At 38.7% G+C, this 22,200-nt stretch carries 13 protein-coding genes and 3 pseudogenes; 9 read left to right on the top strand and 7 right to left on the bottom strand.

Annotated elements, in window-relative coordinates:
• Window positions 1–49 precede the first annotated feature (49 nt).
• Window positions 50–1,854: pseudogene (hrmK, locus tag ACX27_RS31645) on the bottom strand (hybrid histidine kinase/response regulator HrmK).
• Window positions 1,855–2,044: 190 nt separating this feature from the next.
• Here hrmK and ACX27_RS10170 point away from each other — a divergent pair.
• A complete protein-coding gene (locus tag ACX27_RS10170; RefSeq protein ID WP_062291647.1) occupies window positions 2,045–2,911 on the top strand; it encodes a branched-chain amino acid ABC transporter permease in 867 nt (288 codons plus the stop codon).
• Window positions 2,912–2,932: 21 nt separating this feature from the next.
• Here the strand turns inward: ACX27_RS10170 and psaX are convergent, their stop codons facing one another.
• Window positions 2,933–3,070: a photosystem I protein PsaX gene (gene psaX / locus ACX27_RS10175; RefSeq protein WP_062291650.1), complete on the bottom strand. Its 138-nt coding sequence runs from the start codon at window positions 3,068–3,070 to the stop codon at window positions 2,933–2,935.
• Between the two features lie 146 nt (window positions 3,071–3,216).
• Window positions 3,217–4,140 carry a lipoyl synthase gene (lipA, locus tag ACX27_RS10180; RefSeq protein ID WP_062291652.1) on the bottom strand — a complete coding sequence of 308 codons (924 nt, stop codon included), beginning with the start codon at window positions 4,138–4,140 and terminating at the stop codon, window positions 3,217–3,219.
• 142 nt (window positions 4,141–4,282) lie between these two features.
• Between lipA and ACX27_RS10185 the strand changes: the two genes are divergently transcribed.
• From ACX27_RS10185 to ACX27_RS10220, 8 genes and pseudogenes are all read left to right on the top strand, one after another.
• A complete protein-coding gene (locus ACX27_RS10185) occupies window positions 4,283–4,933 on the top strand; it encodes a response regulator (protein ID WP_062291656.1) in 651 nt (216 codons plus the stop codon).
• 446 nt (window positions 4,934–5,379) lie between these two features.
• A pseudogene (locus ACX27_RS10190) lies at window positions 5,380–11,009 on the top strand (trifunctional serine/threonine-protein kinase/ATP-binding protein/sensor histidine kinase).
• 35 nt (window positions 11,010–11,044) lie between these two features.
• On the top strand, window positions 11,045–12,169 hold the full coding sequence (locus ACX27_RS10195; RefSeq protein WP_062291659.1) for a DNA cytosine methyltransferase: 1,125 nt from the start codon (window positions 11,045–11,047) through the stop codon (window positions 12,167–12,169).
• Between the two features lie 207 nt (window positions 12,170–12,376).
• On the top strand, window positions 12,377–13,057 hold the full coding sequence (gene deoC, locus ACX27_RS10200; protein WP_062291662.1) for a deoxyribose-phosphate aldolase: 681 nt from the start codon (window positions 12,377–12,379) through the stop codon (window positions 13,055–13,057).
• Between the two features lie 109 nt (window positions 13,058–13,166).
• Window positions 13,167–14,069 (top strand): DNA repair protein RecO, encoded by a 903-nt coding sequence (gene recO / locus ACX27_RS10205; RefSeq protein WP_144427436.1) that lies wholly within the window; start codon window positions 13,167–13,169, stop codon window positions 14,067–14,069.
• Window positions 14,069–15,658 carry an MFS transporter gene (locus ACX27_RS10210; protein WP_062298265.1) on the top strand — a complete coding sequence of 530 codons (1,590 nt, stop codon included), beginning with the start codon at window positions 14,069–14,071 and terminating at the stop codon, window positions 15,656–15,658. The genes recO and ACX27_RS10210 overlap by 1 nt, the downstream gene beginning before the upstream one ends.
• Window positions 15,659–15,973: 315 nt before the next feature.
• Window positions 15,974–17,127: pseudogene (locus ACX27_RS10215) on the top strand (glycosyltransferase family 4 protein).
• Window positions 17,128–17,261: 134 nt separating this feature from the next.
• The gene (locus ACX27_RS10220; RefSeq protein ID WP_083468714.1) at window positions 17,262–17,444 is read left to right on the top strand and encodes a BrnT family toxin; all 183 of its coding nucleotides are present in this window, start codon (window positions 17,262–17,264) and stop codon (window positions 17,442–17,444) included.
• A 70-nt stretch (window positions 17,445–17,514) separates the two neighbouring features.
• Here ACX27_RS10220 and ACX27_RS10225 read toward each other — a convergent pair whose 3' ends face one another.
• The 4 genes from ACX27_RS10225 to ACX27_RS10240 form a co-directional block, all read right to left on the bottom strand.
• Window positions 17,515–18,240, bottom strand: a complete 726-nt coding sequence (locus ACX27_RS10225) for a peptidase (RefSeq protein WP_062291667.1) — start codon at window positions 18,238–18,240, stop codon at window positions 17,515–17,517.
• Window positions 18,241–18,250: 10 nt separating this feature from the next.
• On the bottom strand, window positions 18,251–18,484 hold the full coding sequence (secG, locus tag ACX27_RS10230; protein WP_062291669.1) for a preprotein translocase subunit SecG: 234 nt from the start codon (window positions 18,482–18,484) through the stop codon (window positions 18,251–18,253).
• Between the two features lie 179 nt (window positions 18,485–18,663).
• Window positions 18,664–20,262, bottom strand: a complete 1,599-nt coding sequence (gpmI, locus tag ACX27_RS10235) for a 2,3-bisphosphoglycerate-independent phosphoglycerate mutase (protein WP_062298267.1) — start codon at window positions 20,260–20,262, stop codon at window positions 18,664–18,666.
• Window positions 20,263–20,475: 213 nt separating this feature from the next.
• A complete protein-coding gene (locus ACX27_RS10240; protein WP_062291672.1) occupies window positions 20,476–22,170 on the bottom strand; it encodes an ABC-F family ATP-binding cassette domain-containing protein in 1,695 nt (564 codons plus the stop codon).
• Window positions 22,171–22,200: the final 30 nt, after the last annotated feature.

Below are 22,200 nucleotides of genomic sequence, written 5' to 3' on the forward strand. Positions count from 1 at the left end.
GACATTTCCCCACAAATTCCATTGTAGAGGTGTCAAGAAAATCTGTGTTTTAGCTGGGCGACGCTTCCGATGCTGGTGGTGGTAATTGAATATACTTAGCTACCAAAGCTTCTAAGAGTGGTAAGTCCAAAGGTTTAGAAATATATTCATTGACTCCTGATGCGATACAGATGTCGCGATCGCCTTTCATCGCCATTGCAGTTTGAGCAATTACCGGAATTGTTTGATACTCTGAGTGATGACGTAGTTGCTTTACCACCTGTAGCCCGTTTTCATCGGGTAACTGAATATCAATTAAAATTAACCCTGGTGTTTGCTGTGCCAGAGTTGACCACATTGCTGTAGCATTTTTAATCCAAGTCACCTGATAACCCAATCTCTCAAGATAAGTTTGCATCAACTGGCCATTGGGTAAATCATCTTCTACCAATAAAATTCGGAAGTTAGAACTAGGGACGATATTTGACGCAGATGAAGGTGTAATATCTGCTGCATCTATTTGAGCTTTCTGATGCTCCAGAACTTCCTTGACTGGTTTCACAGGTAGGATAATCTTAAAACGTGAACCCTGATTCAGTTCCGATTCCACTTCTACAGAACCCCCGTGAATTTCCGCCAGTTTCTTCGTGACAACCAAACCCAAGCCTGTACCTTCATCACGGCTAGTTACCACGTTTGCAATTTGAAAATAAGGTTGAAAAAGTTGCTCTTGGTCTAATTGAGAAATTCCAATTCCTGTATCCCAAATTGTAAAATTAACAAATTCAGCTTGTGGAATAACTTTTAAACCCACTTCACCAGTACAAGTAAACTTCACAGCATTGAAGAGCAAATTTAACAGCATTTGCTTGAGGCGTAAGGGATCTGCAACTAGAGTTGTGATGTTAGGGTCGAGTTCAAGGTGTAGTTTTAAACCTTTGTTAGCCGCTTTCTCTTTAACTAATGCCAAAACATTGCGACATAGTTCTGGTACATTTACTTCTTCTGGTTGTACTTCTAACTGATTGGCTTCAATTTTGGAGAGGTCTAAAATATCATTAATAAGTGCTAACAAGTGTTTGCCACTCGACTGAATAATATTTAAATATTCTTGATGGCGTTCTCGGCTGGGTTCGTAACCTTGAGCTAACAGTAAATGGGTAAATCCGATAATAGAACTCAAGGGTGTGCGAATTTCGTGGCTGGTATTGGCGAGAAACTGATTTTTGAGTTGATTTGTTCTTTCGAGTTCTTGATGATAACTACCAATATTTTGCGAGATTTGCTGCCAAGATTGTATTTGTTTAAACTGTGTCAGAGCATTGGTAAGCTGTTGGGTGACTCTGGTGAATAATTCTGGTTTCAGTTGTATTTGTGATGCTGTCAGGACTTCTTGTGGTGTTTGAGAAATAATTAGCCAGCCAATCATCTCAGAATTATTGGTTAAAGGCCAAGCACTTGGCGGTTGCTGACTGGCGAGGCGCTGCAAATCTGCTACTTCCACCATTTGCGTTAATTGCAACCGCAGTTTTTTTGCCTTTTTGGGATGTTACTTCTAAGGCTGATGCAGAAGTAGAAATATAGCAAACTTGAGCCAATTTTGTTTTTGGTTGAGGCAGAGCGATCGCTACTCTACTATTATTCAAAGCAACATCAAGTTCATCGACCACTGCTTGAAAAAATTTCTGCGGCTGTTGCGTCTACCTGTACAGTAGACGCAGAAACAGAAACTAGGTAATCATTTAGGCGACTTTGCAACTTGTTCAAGCTGCACTCTAACCACAATTCGGCACGGAGTTGTTGAATTGTTGCCAAAAGACTTGGCGTTGCATCTACCTGTGAGTTTTGTTCTGGTAAGCTTGAATACTGCTGCATGGTCAACTAGACCGTTGAACAAGTTTAGCCTGGCGCAAAATTGCGAACAAGATTCTATGTATATTAGCTCACAAATCTTGATTGTTCACAAACTCTAACTTTTACTGTTTATGGTAACAGACTTAACAATAGTTTTTGAATAAATCACTCACGTCTAATTTCTTTAAAGTAACTAATTTGCTTAAAAATCATGGATACACAAGTTATACAACTAATTGTCAATGGCATTGCTTTGGGGAGCATTATTGCTCTAGCTGCGGTTGGTCTAACTCTCACCTACGGGATTTTACGGTTATCGAATTTTGCTCATGGTGATTTTCTGACTTTAGGAGCTTATTTGACTCTGTTGGTAAATGCGGCTGGGGTAAATATCTGGCTATCAATGATTTTGGCAGCCGTAGGAACCGTCGCCGCGATGCTGTTATCAGAGAAGTTATTGTGGTCAAAGATGCGCTTAATTCGTGCCACTTCCACAACGCTGATTATTATTTCTATTGGTTTAGCTTTATTTTTGCGTAATGGCATTATCTTAGTTTGGGGTGGCAAAAACCAAAACTACAATGTTCCTGTCACTTCTGCTTGGGACTTTTTTGGTGTCAAAATCCCCCAAAATCAACTTTTGGTTTTAGGTCTAGCTGTGTTAGCAATTGTCGGGCTGCATTACCTCCTGCAAAACACCAAAATAGGTAAAGCGATGCGAGCTGTAGCAGATGACCTAGATTTAGCGAGAGTTTCCGGTATCAATGTTGAGCAAGTTATCTTGTGGACTTGGCTGATTGCTGGCACACTCACTTCCTTGGGTGGCAGCATGTACGGTTTAATTACAGCTGTGCGCCCCAATATGGGATGGTTTTTAATTTTGCCTTTGTTTGCTTCCGTAATTTTAGGCGGAATTGGAAATCCCTACGGAGCGATCGCCGCAGCTTTTATCATTGGGATTGCTCAGGAAGTTAGCACTATTTGGTTAGGGTCACAATACAAACAAGGTATTGCTCTACTAATTATGATTTTGGTGCTGCTCATTCGTCCCAAAGGTTTATTCAAAGGCACGATTTGAGCAGCACCAGCCCACTTCTAACTATTCAATGATGTGGAAATAGTAAGCCGCTACCAAAAGGTTAACAGCTAACAGAAACAAAGCCCAACCTGTACGAAATGGATAGGGAGGCTTTGCGCCACTGTCTGCCACTGCGGAACTTTTGTTTTGAGTAGCCATAAGAGGTTCTCCTTAATGTCATGACTTTTTCAGAAATACCAAATAGCTGCACCAATTACCCAGATTCGTTAAAAATATTTGTCTAGCGAGGGAGAAGTGCTGAGTAGTGAGTGCTGAGTGCTGAGGGTTGAGTGCTGAGTTATGATTTAAACTTCAGACTTCATAGTTGTATCTTCTCCTGCGTGGTAGGAACTGCGAACCAGAGGCCCAGAGCGGACATGAGTAAATCCCATTTTCCATGCTAGACTACCAAGCTCATCAAATTCCTCTGGAGTCCAGTATTTTTGTACTGGCAGATGATCTAAGGAAGGACGCATATACTGGCCAATAGTTAAGCGATCGCAGCCTATAGCTCTTAAATCTGCCATTGTTTCGAGAACTTCTGCTACAGTTTCTCCATGTCCCAGCATTAAACCCGATTTGGTGGGAATAGTTGGGTCAATTTCTTTCACTATAGCCAAGACTCGCAGGGAGCGATCATATTTTGCCCCCCGACGCACTCGGCCAGTTAATCGTTGTACCGTCTCAATATTGTGATTAAAACAAGCAGGTTTGGCATTCACAATCAATTCAATCCGTTGGCGCTGTCCTGCCTCACCCACACCTGCACCACCCCAAAAATCTGGTGTGAGTACTTCAATTTGAGTTCCAGGGTTTAACTTTCTCACCGCGTCCATTGTTTTGACAAAATGTCCCGCGCCTTGGTCTGGCAAATCATCCCGTGCCACAGAAGTCAACACCACATAATTTAATCCTAGAAGTTGTACCGCCTCTGCTACCTTCAGGGGTTCTTCTAAATCAAGCGGCATTGGTGCATGGCCTTTATCAACTTGACAAAAAGCACAAGCACGGGTGCAGGTAGGCCCCATCAGCAAAAAAGTAGCCGTTTTTTGGGCATAGCACTCTCCCCGGTTAGGGCAACGTCCTTCTTCGCAAATTGTGTGAATTTGACGCTGTTTGATAATGCTTTGTACGGTGGAAATTTCGCTGGCTTTGCCAATAGGGCGACGTAACCAGCTAGGCATAGCCATAATTTCGGACTTAAATTCCCCTGGTTGTAACGAAGTCATAAATCCTAGATAAATCTCCAGCTATTTATACCGAAATATACTATCCCCCAATCCATAACAAATTTAGATATAGTGGGATGACTCTCAAGGTCAAGCGGCATAGCCGTAATGCAACTTAAATTTTCTGTTAGAGAAATCAGTCGTGGCCAGTAACAAAATTTTAGTTATCGATGACACTACCGTTGTCAGGGTAAAAGTCCGAGAAATGTTACCTCCAGGTAACTTCGAGGTATTAGAAGCAAAAGACGGGGTGGAAGGACTTAATTTTATCCGTCAAGAAAAACTCAGCTTGATTATGTTAGATTTCCTACTACCAAAAATGAGTGGCTGGGAAGTTTTTCAACAAATTCAAGCCCAGCCTGAGTTAAGGAAAATTCCTTTAGTGATCATGTCTGGTCGCAAGGAAGAAGTAACCGAAAAAATTCCAGAACCATTTGAATACTTTGATTTTCTGGGTAAACCATTTGATAAAAAGCAACTGATTGATGCGATTAAATCAGCAATGGCTAAGGCCAAGTTGCCACGTTCTGAACCAGCTTTGGTGGGAGTCGTTGCAGCTAAAAATGGCGCTAGTACAGGTACAACTAGTGCCAGTGCGATCGCAGAACAAGAAACAGTAGCTACAGCCAGTGTTGACCACTTGCCACTACCCCCAACATCTCCTATTGAAACAGCTTCTTTAGCAGAAATTAAAGCACTGAATGAGAAAATAGTTCAAATGCAAACTGAAATAGATGGCTTGAAAAAACAGTTAGCTCAGGTAGTCACCTTTATTAAACAGAAAATTAAGTAAAGTTCCAACTTGCTTTGATTTCTGTTGCCTTTAAAAGTTTCTTCTCCAAATTCTCATTCAATGCGGATTAAATATAGTATAATTTTCTAGTTTTTTACTAGAAAAAATACTACCAATTGTAAATTTTCTAGAAAGCAATAACATTACTAGTAGTCAATAATTCCCAAAATTAATCGAGTAGAGATGTTAAAAGAAAAATCTCTACTCGATTGTTTTTCTGAAATGCAAAAATTCTCTTAATATCATAATTATACGTATATATTGCTTTAGATACTATAAATAAGTTTGCTAAAACATTAATAATTATTTGTTATTTTTGAATTTTTATTGAATCGCCTATGTTGATTATAAATAATTGAAACAAAATTTTCGTTATTCTAATGATATTAGTAATTTATTTTTGGGAATACTGGAATCATAGTCCTTAGAGCAATGCAAAGGCTGAAATGTTACCAGTATCAGACACGATATATCCTATATTTGGTTATCAAATCACTGAGCAAATATACTCTGGTAGTAAAACCTTAGTATATCGTGGCTTGAGAGAAACAGACCAAAAACCTGTCATTCTCAAACTGATGCGGAATGAGTATCCTACTTTTATAGAAATTGCCCAATTTCGTAATCAATACACTATTACTCAAAATCTGGAAATTCCCGGTATTGTCAAACCATATAGCCTAGAAAACTATCGTAATGGCTATGTTTTAATTATGGAAGATTTTGGGGGTATATCTATCAAAGAATGGCGCTTAGAAAAATATAAAATTGGCGAAAGTGACATTTCTTTCAACGATTTTTTTTAATATTGCTATTAAAATTACCACAACCTTAGAACTCCTACATCGTCATCGGATTATTCATAAAGATATCAAACCAGCTAATATTCTAATTCATCCAACTACCGGAGAAATCAAGCTTATTGACTTTAGTATCTCCACACTTTTACCGAAGGAAATTCAATCATTTACTAATCCCAATATTTTAGAAGGCACTTTAGCTTATATTTCCCCTGAACAAACAGGACGGATGAATCGAGTTATTGACTACCGTAGTGACTTTTATTCTTTGGGTATAACTTTTTTTTGAACTCCTAACGGGAAATCTACCATTCATTAGTTCCGATCCAATGGAACTAGTTTATTCTCATATTGCTAAACAGCCACCAAAAGTTAACTCTTTTAATCCTAATATTCCGTCAATTCTATCCGAGATTGTTAACAAATTAATCGCTAAAAATGCTGAAGACCGTTATCAAAGCGGTTATGGACTCAAATATGACTTAGATATATGTCAAAAACAATGGCAAGAAACTGGAAGTATATTACCTTTTGAATTAGCACAGAAGGATATATCCAATCAATTTACAATTCCAGAAAAACTCTATGGCCGACAGCGTGAAGTCGAAACTTTACTGAATACTTTTGAGCGTGTGGCTAATACTCAAACAGAAATGATATTAGTCACAGGTTCCTCTGGTATTGGTAAAACCGCTATCATTAATGAAATTCATAAACCCATTGTTAGACAACGTAGTTATTGTATTAAAGGTAAATTTGAGCAATTTCAACGTGACATACCATTGTCAGCTTTAATCCAAGCATTACGTAACTTAATTGGACAATTATTAGCAGAGAATGATATTCATCTTCAACAATGGAAAGCCAGAATATTATCAGTATTAGGCACACAAGCACAAGTCATCATTGATGTTATTCCTGAATTAGCCAAAATTATTGGTCAACAACCAGAAATTGTAGACTTATCTGGGAGCGCAGCCCAAAATCGATTTAATTTATTGTTTCAAAGATTTATTCAAGTATTCACTACAAAAGACCAACCACTAGTTATATTTTTAGATGATTTGCAATGGGCGGATCATGCTTCCTTAAAATTTATTCAATTATTAATGAGTGAAAATATTTCTTCTACTCTTGTCAGTGAAACAAACGAGACAGAAGGAATCCAAGGTAATATATTACTAATTGGTGCATATAGAGATAATGAAGTCTCTCATATCCATCCTCTAGTTTTAACATTAAATGAAATTAGAAAATCTGGCACTCAAATAAGTCAAATTCAACTTCTGCCCTTAACTCAGTCTAGTTTAAACTATTTAATCGCCGATACCCTTCATTGTTCGGAAGTATTAACTATACCTTTAACCCAAATGGTATTTGCTAAAACTCACGGAAATCCCTTTTTCGCTACACAATTCTTGAAAGGATTATATGATGAAGGGCTAATAACATTAAATTTTGAAGCGGGATATTGGCAATATGATTTAGCAAAAATTAAAACTCTTGCTTTTACAGATGATGTTGTAGAGTTTATGGCGATTCAAATAGAAAAATTGCCACAACATACACAAAATATATTACAACTAGCAGCTTGTATTGGCAACGAATTTGACTTAAAAACTTTAGCTATTATCTGTGAAAAATCTGTTATTGATACTGTATCAGATTTATGGCCAGCCTTAATCGAAGGACTGATCATCCCGCAAAATGATGGGTATATTTTTTTTATCAGAAGATGATTACGCAAAATTAGACGTTATTAATCATCATACTGTTAATAAATCAATTATTGATAACTATCAACTTCCTAAATATAAATTTGTACATGATCGTGTACAGCAAGCAGCTTATTCTTTAATTGCTAATGAACAAAAAAAAATTAACTCATTTAAAAATTGGCTTACTGTTATTAAAAAATATTCACGTAACAGAAAGAGAGGAAAAAATTTTTGAGCTAGTCAATCAATTTAATATAGCTGTAGATTTGATTACCAATCCACATCAGCGTTATGAACTTGCGGAAATGAATTTAACTGCTGGACGTAAAGCTTTAGCTTCAACAGCTTACTCAGCAGCCTTGAAATATTTAAATACAGGAATTAAACTACTTACCGAATATAGTTGGAATACTGAATATACACTAACTTTATCTCTCTGGGAAACAGCAGCGGAAGCAGCGTATTTAAATGGAGATTTTACACAAGCAGAGCAACTTGTTCAAATAGTTTTAGTTAATGTAAAGATGAATTTAGATAAAGTCAAAGTAATTGAAATTACTATTCAATCATACGGAGCACAAAACAAAGCACAAGCAGGTGTCCAGGCTGGACTAGATTTTTTGAAATTATTTGGCATTGAATTTCCCGAACATCCCAGCCAATTAGACATTCAACAAGCAATGGATGCAACAAATAACTACTTTATTCATAGGAGTATTGATAGTTTAATAGATTTGCCAATTATGCAAGATAAAACAGCATTAGCAATCATGCGTGTTTTATCTAGTATTCTTGCTTTAGCCTATACCGTAATTCCAGAACTATTTCCTTTGATGGTGCTGAAACAGATCAACTTATCTCTGAAATATGGTAATTGTGATTTCTCCTCGTATGTGTATGTTTGTTATGGATTTATGCTTTGTGGTGCGGTAGAAGATATTGCATCCGGCTATAAATTTGGCAAATTAGCTACAAGATTATTGGCTAAATTCAGTAATAAAGAAATCAAAGCTAAAGTTATTCAGACATTTAATGCCCATGTCAAACATTGGCAAGATCCTGTTAGTGAATCTTTAAAGTATCTTTTAGAAGCTTATTCGGTAGGTTTAGAAGCTGGGGATTTGGAATTTGCTGCCTATTCCCTAAAAGCATACTGCTATATTTCATATTTTAGTGGGAAAGTACTAAACTCTCTAGAAAGAGAGATGGCAACCTACAGTTATGCGGTTAAGCATATCAAACAAGATAGGGTTTTTTACTGGATTGAAATTTACCGACAGACAGTTTTAAATTTAAAAGATAATGTTCAAAACCCTTGTTGTTTAATGGGTGAAGCTTACAATGAAGAAAAATTAATTTCTATTCACAAAGAAGCTAATGATATCAATGCTCTATTATATTTCTATCTCTGTAAGCTACATCTATGTTATTTACTCAGAGAATATACTGAAGCTATTAATTATGCTGTGAATGCCGAAAAGTATTTGTCTGGGGGAATTGGTCAATTTACATTTCCGCAATTTTTTCTTTTATGATTCTCTCGCTCGGTTAGCTATATGTCATGAAGTTGATCCCTCTCAACAAGCAGAAATATTGGCTAAAGTTGGAATAAATCAAGAAAAAATGCAAAAATGGTCAATAAGTTCATCCAGCAATTATTTAAATAAATTTTATTTAGTAGAAGCTGAAAGATATAGAATTTTAAACCAACATCTAGAAGCAATAGAGTTTTATGAACGTGCTATTTCTTCAGCCAAGGAAAATGAATTTATCCATGAAGAAGCCTTAGCTAATGAATTGGCTGCTAATTTTTATTTAACTTGGGATAAAGAAAAGATTGCTAAAGCTTACTTAATTGATGCTTACTACGGTTATGTACGTTGGGGAGCATTAACTAAAGCTCAAGATTTGCAAAAACGCCATCCTTATTTACTGGCGGCCATTATTCAGGAAGAACAACTCAGCCAAGATTTTCAGCAAAATCAGGAAGCAGAATTCAGTACATCTTTAACTCATAATATGGAGACTTCTATCAGCAGCCATGACACTGTTATGAGTTCTAATACTAGTATTTCAGATATGTTAGATTTGGCATCTGTGATTAAAGCTTCCCAGGCGCTATCAGGAGAAATTAATCTGCCAGATTTGCTGTCAACGATGATGACAGTTGTTATGGAGAATGTAGGTGCATCTAAATGTGTTTTAGTTTTGAATGAAGCTGATCATTCAAATTTTACGGTCAGAGCTATTAGTTCAATTGTTAATTTAGCATGTGTTTATACAGAATTTACTGCCATTGATTTAGAGTCTTCCACTGATGTACCGCAGGCAGTAATTAACTATGTTAAACGTAGTCGAGAAATCTTAGTGGTTGATGATGCGATAAATCAGGCGTTTCTGGCAACAGATATCTATGTTATGCAGGAACAGCCAAAAAGTCTGTTGTGTATGCCGATGATTAATCAAAACCAACTGCTGGGGATATTATATCTAGAAAATAATTTAGCTACAGGTGCATTTACAAACGATCGCCTAGAAGTTCTCAAACTTTTAACTAGTCAAGCTACAATCTCTTTAGAGAATGCAATACTCTATGAGAATTTAAATAAAACTAAGCAACAATTAGAAGAATATAATCATAATTTAGAAGCAAAAGTTACAGAAAGAACCAACGAACTGAAAGATAAAAATGATAGATTGCAACAAGCACTCCAGGAGTTAAAAAGAACTCAAGCCCAATTAATTCAAAGTGAAAAAATGTCTTCTTTGGGTCAAATGGTAGCGGGTATTGCCCATGAAATTAACAATCCCATCAATTTTATTCATGGCAATATTGTACATACTAATGATTATGTAAGTGATTTACTGGAATTAATGGATTTATATCAACAAGAATATCCCGATCCAACACCGATAATTGCTGAAAAAACTGAGGAAATAGATTTACAATTTTTGGTTGAGGATTTACCAAAAACGATAGATTCGATGAAAATGGGTAGTTCACGTATTCGTGATATTGTTTTAGGTTTACGCAATTTTTCTCGCTTAGATGAATCGGATATGAAACCTGTTGATATTCATCAGGGTATCGATAATACTTTAATGATTTTGCAAAATCAATTAAAAGAAAAGAATAATTTACCAGAAATTTTAGTTATTAAAGAATATGCTATTTTACCAGAAGTAACTTGTTATGCAGGTCAACTAAATCAAGTTTTTATGAATGTTTTGAGTAATGCAATTGATGTGTTAAGAGGCAGTTTTTTAAATACTCAATGTCTGCAAAATCATCAACAGCCTCAAATTAAAATTTGTACAGAGTTAACAGCATCTCGGATGATCAGAATTACGATCGCAGATAATGGTGGTGGTATCCCAGAAGATATTAGTCAAAAAATATTTGATCCATTTTTCACCACTAAAGATGTAGGTGGTGGTACTGGTTTAGGGTTGTCAATTAGTTATCAAATTGTAGTTGACAAACATCAGGGAAATTTATTTTATCATTCTGAACTAAATCAGGGTACTGAGTTTGTGATTGAGATACCAATGCGATAAATGGTAAATTAAATATGTCCTGATTCAAATTGCTAATGAATAGCGATCGTCCTGCAATTTTCTCATTCTTTGCTGGTGCTGGTTTTCTCGATTTAGGCTTTGAACATAGCGGGTTTAATGTTGTGTATGTGAATGAAATTTTCTCACCTTTCATGACAGCATACCGTTATTCCAGAGAATTACTCAAATCACCACTACCTGAATACGGATATCATCATGGAGAAGCAGGTGATGTCAGTAAGCTGGTTGAAGGAATACAAGCACAAGGTTTATTAGAACTAGTCAAAGATTGCCGCAAGTCTAAGAATATTATTGGTTTTATTGGTGGCCCGCCTTGTCCTGATTTTTCGATTGCTGGGAAAAATCAAGGCTACTTAGGAGATAACGGTAAACTTTCGTCCGCCTACATTGAATTAATTTGCCAGAATCTCCCTGATTTCTTTTTATTTGAAAATGTTAAGGGATTATGGCGAACAAAAAAACATCGATTATTTTTTGAATCTTTAAAAATCCGCTTACAGCAAGTAGGCTATATTTTTAACGAACGCTTAATTAATGCTCTTGAATATGGTGTACCTCAAAATAGGGAAAGAATTATTTTGATAGGTTTTCATCAGCATTTTATCAATCAAAATGAAATAAAAAAACAATTAAATCTAGACTTTTGGCAAAAATACATAACACATTCTCAAGCTAAAATTTTTGCTTGTCCTTGGCCGCAATGCCAATCATTTCAAGCAGATTCTTTATTACCTTGTCCGGATAATATTATTCCAGAATTAACTATTGAATTTTGGTTTAGAAAAAATAACATTCAGGCGCATCCTAATACTCAGCATTATTTTCAACCCAGAGCCGGGATGAGTAAGTTTGCGACTGTCGGTGAAGGAGATGATTCTAAAAAATCTTTTAAACGTCTGCACCGTTGGCGTTATTCTCCCACAGCTTGCTATGGCAATAATGAAGTACATTTACATCCTTATAAAATGCGGCGAATTTCTGTAGCCGAAGCTTTAGCCATACAATCTTTACCAGGAAATTTTGTACTTCCTGAACTGATGTCTTTGACTAATATGTTTAAATCCATTGGTAATGGTGTACCTTACTTGCTGTCTCAGGGGTTGGCGAGAACTATTCTTGATTTTTTAGGAATTAATTAAGACAAAACTATGGTATTGCTGTAAGCACAAATTGTCTAAAATATACATAATTTTAGTTACAATTACTAAATCAACTTAAGATGTCTCCAACTATAACTGAAATAATTAGCTGGTTTTGGAGTTAAATTCCTAGTTAATGTGGTTTAATATATAATAAATGTCTTAATTTTTTATAAAGCTTAATAATCATTCATAGGCAAAAGTTCAATGGCAGCAGACTATCCAGATATTGATATTGCGCCATTTATCGATCACGCCCTGTTAACGCCAACGGCTACTCCAGAGCAGGTTGAGCAATGGTGTGAACAAGCATATAGATTTAACTTTGCGGCGGTTTGCATTTACCCTACCCACGTTAAGCAAGCAGCAGAACTCCTACAAAACAAAAAGCCAAAAGTTTGTACTGTGATTGGTTTTCCGTCGGGAGCCACAACTTCAGCCGTTAAGCTGTATGAAGCGCAAGAAGCGGTAGAAAATGGCGCTACTGAGTTAGATTTAGTACTTAATTTAAGCTGGTTGAAGATCGGAAAAACCGAAGAAGTTCACCGAGAAATTGCTGAGATTTGTGAAGAAACAGGGCAAACAGTCAAGGTAATTTTAGAAACTGGTCTGCTGACAGATGCCGAAAAAAGACTAGCAGCAGAAATATGTATGGATGCGGGTGCAGCATTCCTGAAAACTAGTACAGGTTGGAATGGCAGTGCGACAGTAGCGGATGTGCGTCTTTTGAAAGAAATAGTCCGAGACAGGATAGGAATTAAAGCTTCTGGGGGTATTCGGACTCACGAACAAGCCTTAGACTTAATCCTAGCGGGTGCTACAAGATTGGGGACATCTCGCGGTATAGATTTGCTTCACCAGCGCGATAATCTGGAGAAAGGGGAATAGTCATTTGTCCTTTGTCTTTCCTCCTCAGCTAATGAACGCCAGTGAGAAAGCCGGCGAAACCACCCCATGCACTGGCTGTTAATGACTAGTGACTGATGACTAATGATTCATGAGTAAAACTTATAAAGCAACTGGTATTAATCTTAAAACTCAGGTGCTGGGCGAGTCAGACAGAATAGTGACAATCTTGACACGAGAATTTGGTCTGATTCGCGCAGTTGCACCAGGGGCGCGTAAGCATAACTCTAGCCTGGGTGGTCGGAGTGGGATGTTTGTTGTGAATGAACTACTGATTGCGAAAGGGCGATCGCTCGATAAAATTACTCAAGCACAAACCTTAAAAACCTATCCCGGTTTAGCTCAAGATTTAGGAAAATTAGCCGCAGGTCAGTATTTAGCAGAAATAGCCTTATCTCAGGCTTTGAGCGAACAACCCCAAGAAGAACTTTATGAGTTACTGAATGCACATCTTCATCAATTAGAAATCCTCCCAAAAGCTGAAATATCATCTGTGTACGCATATCTCGCTTTGGGAGTGTTTCAACTTTTAGTTTTAGCAGGACTGACACCGCAAATCCAAGCCTGTTGTTTAACTCAAAAGCCTCTCACGCCAGACTTTACCAACCCCAACTGGCAAGTTGGATTTAGTGTTCCGACTGGTGGGGTAATTTGTTTAGAGGTATGGGAAAGTTTACGCAGAAAACGCGAGAAAGAAAAATGGGAAAATAGAAATCATTCCGAATTTTCCCCATCAGCAAATTCTCCTATCCCTAGTTACGAGACTGTTGTTCATCGACAAGAAATTCCAGTTATTTCCTGTCGTTTGAGTGCTAGAGAATTAGCTCTGCTCCAACAACTGTCACAACCAGAGATAATGCAAATTGATGGAATTAGAGATAATGGCTGGTTATCGATTGAGCAGATTTTACGTCAGTATGCTCAGTATCATTTAGGCCATTCTATTCGCTCCGCTACCCTGATAGATTCTTATTTTGCTGCCAACCAACCATGATGCAACCATCTGATTTGGATCGAAAAATCCTTCCTTTATCACCAAGCCACACCAAAAAACCGAGTCGAACAAATACTTCTAATGTGACTAATCATTTGAAGCCTGTTCCCATCTCTAAAAATAGTCAAATTTACAACCAAGAAATTTCTCAACCCGATGTTTCAACCAATGGTAAAGAATGGACATCGGATACAGTCGTCAATATTGCTGCCCCCAGCCACAAAGAACAAAGTTTACCAGCCGCAACTGCAACCGAAAAAGCTGCTGGGAATGGTTCTGGTGGTGAAGCGAACTCAGATACAGTACAACAGCAAGGATTCTTACCTGTCTTAAAAAATCCTAATTTCTTAGCACTTTGGGGTGGACAAGTGTTTTGTCAACTGGCTGATAAAGTGTACTTAGTATTGATGATTGCTTTAATCAATACTCACTTTCAAGCCAGTAGTCAAAGCATTAGTGGTTGGGTATCAGCATTGATGATGGCATTTACGATTCCAGCCGTATTATTTGGTTCAGTGGCAGGAGTATTTGTAGATCGTTGGTCAAAAAAAGCAGTTTTGGTAGCAACAAATATCTGGCGGGGTATTTTGGTGTTGGTGATTCCTGTGTTGTTGTGGTTAACTCATGATTGGCAACCAATCGGAGTTTTACCAGTAGGTTTTGCCATAATTTTGGGTGTGACTTTTTTGGTGTCCACACTGACGCAGTTTTTTGCGCCAGCCGAACAAGCAGCAATTCCGTTGGTAGTCGAAGAACAACACTTACTTTCGGCAAACTCTCTATATACAACAACCATGATGGCTTCAGTTATTATTGGCTTTGCCATCGGTGAACCGATTTTAGCGATCGCAGATAGTATATGGGCGCAGTTTGGTGGTAGCAATGGTTTGGGTAAAGAAATTTTAGTGGGTGGCAGTTATGCGATCGCTGGTGTAATTTTAATGTTATTAACCACCAAAGAAAAACCCCACGCTCCCGATACGGAATTTCCTCATGTTTTCTCAGACTTACGTGATGGTTTTGCTTACCTCAAAGCTAATCATCAAGTGCGGAATGCTTTAGTCAGACTGATTATTTTGTTTTCTGTCTTTGCCGCTTTAACAGTGTTGGCAGTACGGATGGCAGAAGTTATTCCGAATTTAAAAGCTTCGCAATTTGGTTTTTTACTAGCAGCAGGTGGTGTAGGTATTGCAGTTGGCGCAACAATTTTAGGACAGTTTGGGCAACGCTTCTCCTATTCTCAACTCGGCCTGTATGGTTGTTTAGGAATGGCAGTATCTTTAATTGGTTTGGCTTTATTTACAACACAATTGTGGTTGGTGTTATTGTTTGTAGCTATATTGGGGATTTTTGGCGCTTTAGTTGGTATTCCAATGCAAACTGCGATTCAAACAGAAACTCCCCCAGAAATGCGGGGTAAAGTATTTGGTTTGCAAAATAATGTGATTAATATTGCCTTGACTTTACCTTTAGCACTAGCCGGTGTCGCTGAAACCTTCGTCGGATTGAAAGCTGTCTTTTTGGGACTAGCTGCGATCGTATTTTTTGGTGGAATTTTAACTTGGTATAACTCCCGTCAGTCTGCTTGACAAAAGCAATAATTTATTATTGACTTTGATTTCATGGTAAACTGAACTCATCAATAATTTCGTGCCTTTTTGCTGGGAATAAACCTGAGATTACGCAGAATAAAGTTGTATTCCAAGTGTAAAATTAACAGCTTATTCATTAAATCAATCAATCCGAACATCGATTGTTTTCATCAGCTAATCAGCAAATTGAGCAATAGTTGATATCGGTGCTTTTTCAACACCAATTGTTTAGTAAAATCAGGTTCTAGTCAAATACAGCTAAGGCGCAAAAATCATAAATAAAACCAGCTTTCTTATAACTAATTTTAAAGAATGCGTATAGCCTGGATTGGAAAAAAATCGCCGTTTTGTGGCAATGTCACCTATAGCCGAGAAATAACCAATGCCTTACTAGATAGGGGACATGAAGTTAGTTTTCTGCACTTTGCCCAAGAAGAACCTGAACCGGATAACTGGCCGAAATTCCAAGAAGTATCGTTACCCTTTATTTATAAATCTCAAGTTTATACAATTCCGGCACTGAAAGCGACAAAAGTTTTAACAGAATCATTAAGAGAAATCAAGCCGGATATTGTTCATGCTTCTTTAACTTTGTCCCCGCTAGACTTTGTTTTACCAGAAATTTGTGAACAACTGAATTTACCTTTAGTTGCTACTTTTCATACACCGTTTGCGGGTAAAGGAGCAAAACTGATATCGGGAACGCAACTCATAGCCTATCAGTTGTACGCACCTTTTTTAGATAACTATGATCGCGTGATTGTATTTTCCCAAATTCAGCGAGAATTATTGGCACGTATGGGTGTGCGAGAAAAAAAATATTGCGGTGATTCCCAATGGTGTAGATACAGTTAAATATTCTCCTGGATATTCGACAGTTAAAGCAAAATTTCAAGCAGAACGCTTATTTGTTTACCAAGGTAGAATAGCCCCAGAAAAAAAAAAACGTTGAAGCTCTTCTTCGTGCTTGGAAACAATCGGGGATGGGTGATGGAAGTAAGTTATTAATTGTAGGAGATGGCCCTTTAAGAGCTTCTTTAGAGCAATTTTATGGCGCAGAATACGGCGTTATTTGGTTAGGTTTTGTGGCGGAAGAAGAAAGACGCATCGAAATCTTACGGGGTGCAGATGTGTTTATTTTGCCATCTTTAGTAGAAGGATTATCTTTGTCTTTATTAGAAGCAATGGCCTGCGGACGGGCTTGTATAGCTACAGATGTCGGCGCGGATGGAGAAGTTTTAGAGAAAGGGGCTGGTATAGTTTTAAGTACTAAAACCGTGCGATCGCAATTAAAAACCCTTTTACCACTTTGCCAAGACCATCCAGAATTAACAACTCTGCTAGGACAAAAAGCCAGAAATCGCGTTTTAGAGCGATATACATTAGATAAAAACATTACCCAGCTAGAAGAATTGTATAAAGAAGTTTTAGTCGAGCGCCCTGTACGTCTGAGTTGGGGCGCGTAAAAGCATCTATAGATTATTTGACTGAGTATGATTTTCACAGGAAGTTCGGACTTCACACCTAAGATAGTGATTTTCAATGATGACATTTACTCAAATTTGTTGCCAATAGGCTTTGTGTGGCTTGTAATTAACAGATGCGGTTCATTTGGGATGAAAATAAGCGGCAATCAAATATCAGCAATCAAGGATTTGGTTTTGTAGATGCTTATATAGTTTTTGAAGGTGCAACCTTTACTTTTGAAGATGAGCGTTATGCTCATGGAGAGCAGCGTTTTATTACAATAGGGCTACTGCGTGGGCGAGTTGTTTTTCTGTAAATACCATTCTGCAATCAGGAATATACGTGACTTGGGTTTATATTGATATTAAATATTTCTATTCAAGATTTTATAAATTCCATCCCAAACTCGTAGGCTGTTGATAAACTCGCTTCAAAGTATTCACATCTCTATCTGAAATAGTTGGTGGGTTACGGACTTGGGAAAAATATAAAGCATCAGTTTGTGATGGACTATGACCCCAAATTCCCAAGGCGTGACCAAGTTCATGGCGTGCGGCTGCAACGACATAATTACCAGTCTGACTAGGACTCAAGAGAATAGTAAAACGGTGTAATAAAACGTTGTTTTTGGTATAAAACTGGTATGTAGTTAAAGCAGAACGCGCCCGCAGAATTTTTTTATCTGGTGAAAGTTGTAATGGTGGGGCTTTTCGCTCAATTTTAATATCAGCAATTTCTGGCTTTTCTACTACTGTTAAGGGTAAGTAAACACTCCATTCCTGTACAGACTGCAAAACACTTTTCACCCAGTCTTCCGCCTGTTGATTGCTAACAGTTATTGGTCGTTCTATATAAACTTGAACTGGAAATTGTGACCAAACTAAATAACCTATTTCTGTTTTTGCAACTTGAGAAAAGTAATCGCCACTGTTTGTCTGATCATTCCACTGAACTAGCGTAGATGGTAGGGGATGGGGTTTTGGCGGAGGTAAAGAAGTGGCGCTAGATGGGAAGTGAGCCAAAATAATTAACAGCCCTGTACTTATAGTTAAGACAAAGGCTGTTAGAAATTTTCTAATATTCGGTGTTGGGTTTAGGGTCATTTTCCCCATTTCCCTGTCCTTATTTGGGTAGCCAACCTGCACTTAAAACGACTGTTAAGCCGAGAAAAATCACTGTTAAAGCCCAAGTAATTCGGTTTAGGGTGTTTTCTGCGCTTTTGGTACTGCTAAATAATTGGGCTTGTCCACCAATAGCACCAATCCCATCACCTTTGGGACTATGCAGCAATACTAAAACAATCATTCCCAGGGCGGATAATGCCCAAACAATTTGTACGATATTTGTAACTGTCATGTTCGCAATCTCATTTATAGCGGTTTGAAAACAGATGTCGGAAGTTAAGGCGTTAAAAACTGTATTTTATTACTTTTAAATCTTAACTCCTAAGATTCTTAGCATAATTAGTTTTGAGGTCTGAGTGTTGAGTAATTTTGACTTTACTCAGCACTCAGCACTTTCAACTCAGCACTATTTTACAGACCAATTGGCATAGGAGTACGATCGCGTTTTAATTCAAACTCTATTGGTTTGACTAGCGATCGCCCGGTCATTTCTGGTGGCTGTGGCAGCTGTAAAATATCCAGAATCGTAGGCGCAATGTCCGCTAACTTGCCATCGTTACGTAGTTCGACATTCGTACCGTGTCCTGGAATTTTAGCTTTTTCGCCTTCTACCAAAATCAAGGGTACTGGGTTGGTAGTATGAGCCGTCCAAGAGTTACCCTCTTCATCTAGCATATACTCAGCGTTACCGTGGTCGGCGGTAATAATTGTTGTCCCACCTGCTTTGATAATGCTTTCCAGAAGGCGACCTACACAACGGTCAACTTCTTCAATCGCTGTGATTGTGGCTGGCATTTGACCAGTATGCCCTACCATATCTGGGTTAGCATAGTTAATCACCACTAGCGAGTATATGCCTTTTTGAAGGGCAGCGATCGCTACATCGGTAACGGCGGCGGCTGACATGACTGGCGCTTTGTCATAAGTCGCTACCATCGGACTGCTGACAAGTTCTCGGTCTTCGCCCGCAAAAGGTTCTTCTAAACCACCGTTAAAGAAGTAAGTAACGTGGGCGTATTTTTCGGTTTCCGCTGTCCGAAACTGTTTTAGACCATGATTTGCAATGACTTCACCGAGGATATTCGTTAAATTCTGCGGTTCAAAAGCCACTGTCACGGGTAACTCTGGATCGTACTGGGTAAATGTCACAAAAGATAATGGCTGGATTCTCTGTCGCTCAAAGCCTGTAAATTCAGGACTAACAAAGGCTTGAGTCAACTGTCTAGCACGGTCAGGGCGGAAGTTGAAAAATATTACCCCATCTCCGGGCGCAATTGCACCGGGAGCAATACGGACTGGGTTAATAAATTCATCTGTCACCCCTTCGGCGTAAGATGCTTCCAAGACTTGTGCAGCTGTTCGTCCATCGCCTGCACCATCTTTGGTAATGACATCATACGCCCGTTGAACACGATCCCAACGGCGATCGCGATCCATCGCATAATAACGACCGCTAAGGGTAGCAATGCGCCCAATGCCTACGCGATCGGTGTAATCTTGAATTGCCTGAATCGCTTTTATACCTTCACTGGGGGAGGTATCACGACCATCAGTAATCGCGTGGATACAAACTTCTGAAATTCGCTGATCTTTTGCTAAGTCAAGTAGTCCGAATAGGTGGGTAATATGTGAGTGTACCCCGCCATCAGAGCAAAGACCCACTAAATGCAGCTTGCCATTTTGAGAACGAACTTCCTGGCAAATTTTAACCAGTGCAGGGTTACTAAGGATTGAACCGTCTTCCACTGCATCCGAGATGCGTACAAGTTCTTGTGGTACAACTCTCCCAGCGCCAATATTCAAATGACCAACTTCTGAGTTACCCATTTGACCCTCTGGCAAGCCTACGGCTTTTCCGGATGTGCGGATGAGGGTATGCGGGTACGCCGCCCACAAGCTGTCCATAATTGGCGTTTTAGCAGCAACGATAGCGTTTCCTCGTGTCTCCTCGCAGTAGCCCCATCCGTCTAAAATGACTAGCACCACAGGAGCAACAGGTGCTTTGGTCATAGTAAAACTGCCCTTTACTTTTTGTAATACCCGAATGATACCACTGCTAACCACAGGTGCAAGTGAATTTCTGCTTATTAACTTAATTTATGACTTATTGAGAGATTTTTTAGACTTTTTTTACTTTTCGCAACTGTTGCATATATTTTGTGATATCGCCAATGAATGAATGAGTTAGTAGTTAAGTAAAGGTACTACTACTAACTTGATATTTTACTTTTTCTTGCCAGAAGTTTTGGCGGCTTTGGCTGCTTTTTTTGCTGCTTTTTCCGCAGCGATCGCTTCTAATTTGGCTTGTTCTTTTTCTTCGGCGATTTTTCCTAGGTAGTAGTGGTAATCTCCTAAATAAACGCGGAATTCCCCGTCCCGAATTTCGACAATTTTGTTAGCCACCTGAGAAATAAAATAACGGTCGTGGGAAACTACAATCGCTGTCCCATCATAGTTTTGCAGTGCTTCTTCCAACATCTCTTTAGCTGGAATATCAAGATGGTTGGTAGGCTCATCTAAAATCAGTAAATTAGCTGGACGTAATAGCATTTTTGCCAATGCTAAACGTGCTTTTTCTCCCCCACTTAAGGCTTCAACTGATTTAAATACAGTGTCACCTGTGAATAAAAACTTGCCGAGCAGCGTGCGAACTTCTTCGTTTTTCCAGTCAGGAACTTCATCGTGAATTGTTTCCATCACAGTCTTTTTCAAGTCCAAAGCTTCGGCTTGATTTTGCTCAAAGTAACCCGGAATAACGTTATGATCGCCTAAGTTCACGATGCCTTCGCTGGGTGTTTCCGTACCCATAATTATTCGCAATAAGGTGGATTTCCCTGCACCATTGGGGCCTAGAAAAGCGATGCGATCGCCCCTTTCAATCAGCAAATTTGCACCCAGAAATAAGATTTTATCATCATAAATATGAGTTAAATCCTTAATCTTCACAACTTCCCGACCACTGCGGGGTGCAGGGGGAAAGCGAAAATGTAAGGTTCTGACTCCAGATGTGGGTGCTTCAATGCGTTCAATTTTGTCCAGTTGCTTTTCCCGGCTTTTTGCTTGGGTACTGCGGGTAGCACTAGCGCGGAATCTGTCAACAAAAGCTTGTTGTTTCTCAATTTCCTTTTGTTGGCGTTCGTAAGCATTTAGTTGTGCTACTTGATTTTCGGCTTTTTGTTGCAGGTAAGCAGAATAGTTACCCAAGTATGTGCTAGAAACGCCGCGTTCAGTTTCGACAATTTGAGTGCAGAGGCGGTCTAAAAATTCGCGGTCGTGGGAAACTATCACCATTGGCGTTGTTAAGCCTTTGAGGTAGTTTTCTAGCCACTCGATAGTTTCTAAGTCTAAATGGTTTGTCGGCTCGTCTAACAGCAATAAATCCGGCGCTTGCAGCAGAATTTTACCCAAACTCATCCGCATTTGCCAGCCACCAGAAAAAGCACTGACGAGGCGATCGCCATCTTCAGGCTCAAATCCCATCTCTGGTAAAATCTTACCGATGCGTGCTTCTAAACCGTAACCATCCAAAGCTTCAAACTGACGCTGCAAACGATCTAATTTGTTAATTAGCCGATCTAGTTCCTCTGGTGTCGCAGTTTGCATATCATGTTGCACTTGCGTCAGAGATAACTGTACTTCGTTGGCTTCCTTAAATACTGTCCAAAATTCTTCTCTAACTGTGCGTCTGGGATCGACTTCAAACTCTTGATTGAGATAAGCAATATGTAAACTAGCAGGACGAATAATATCGCCGGCGGTAGGTTCAATTTCCCCAGAGATAATTTTCAACTGGGTAGATTTTCCCGCACCGTTAACGCCAACTAAGCCAATGCGATCGCCTGGTTTTACTTCCCAGTTGATATCCTTAAGGACTTCGCCTGTCGGATAAATTTTACTGATATGTTCGAGTCGCAGCATCGAGTTTCTCTCAGGGTAGGAAATTGATGG

It is taken from the genome of Nostoc piscinale CENA21, assembly GCF_001298445.1.
GTDB classification, from domain to species: domain Bacteria; phylum Cyanobacteriota; class Cyanobacteriia; order Cyanobacteriales; family Nostocaceae; genus Nostoc_B; species Nostoc_B piscinale_A.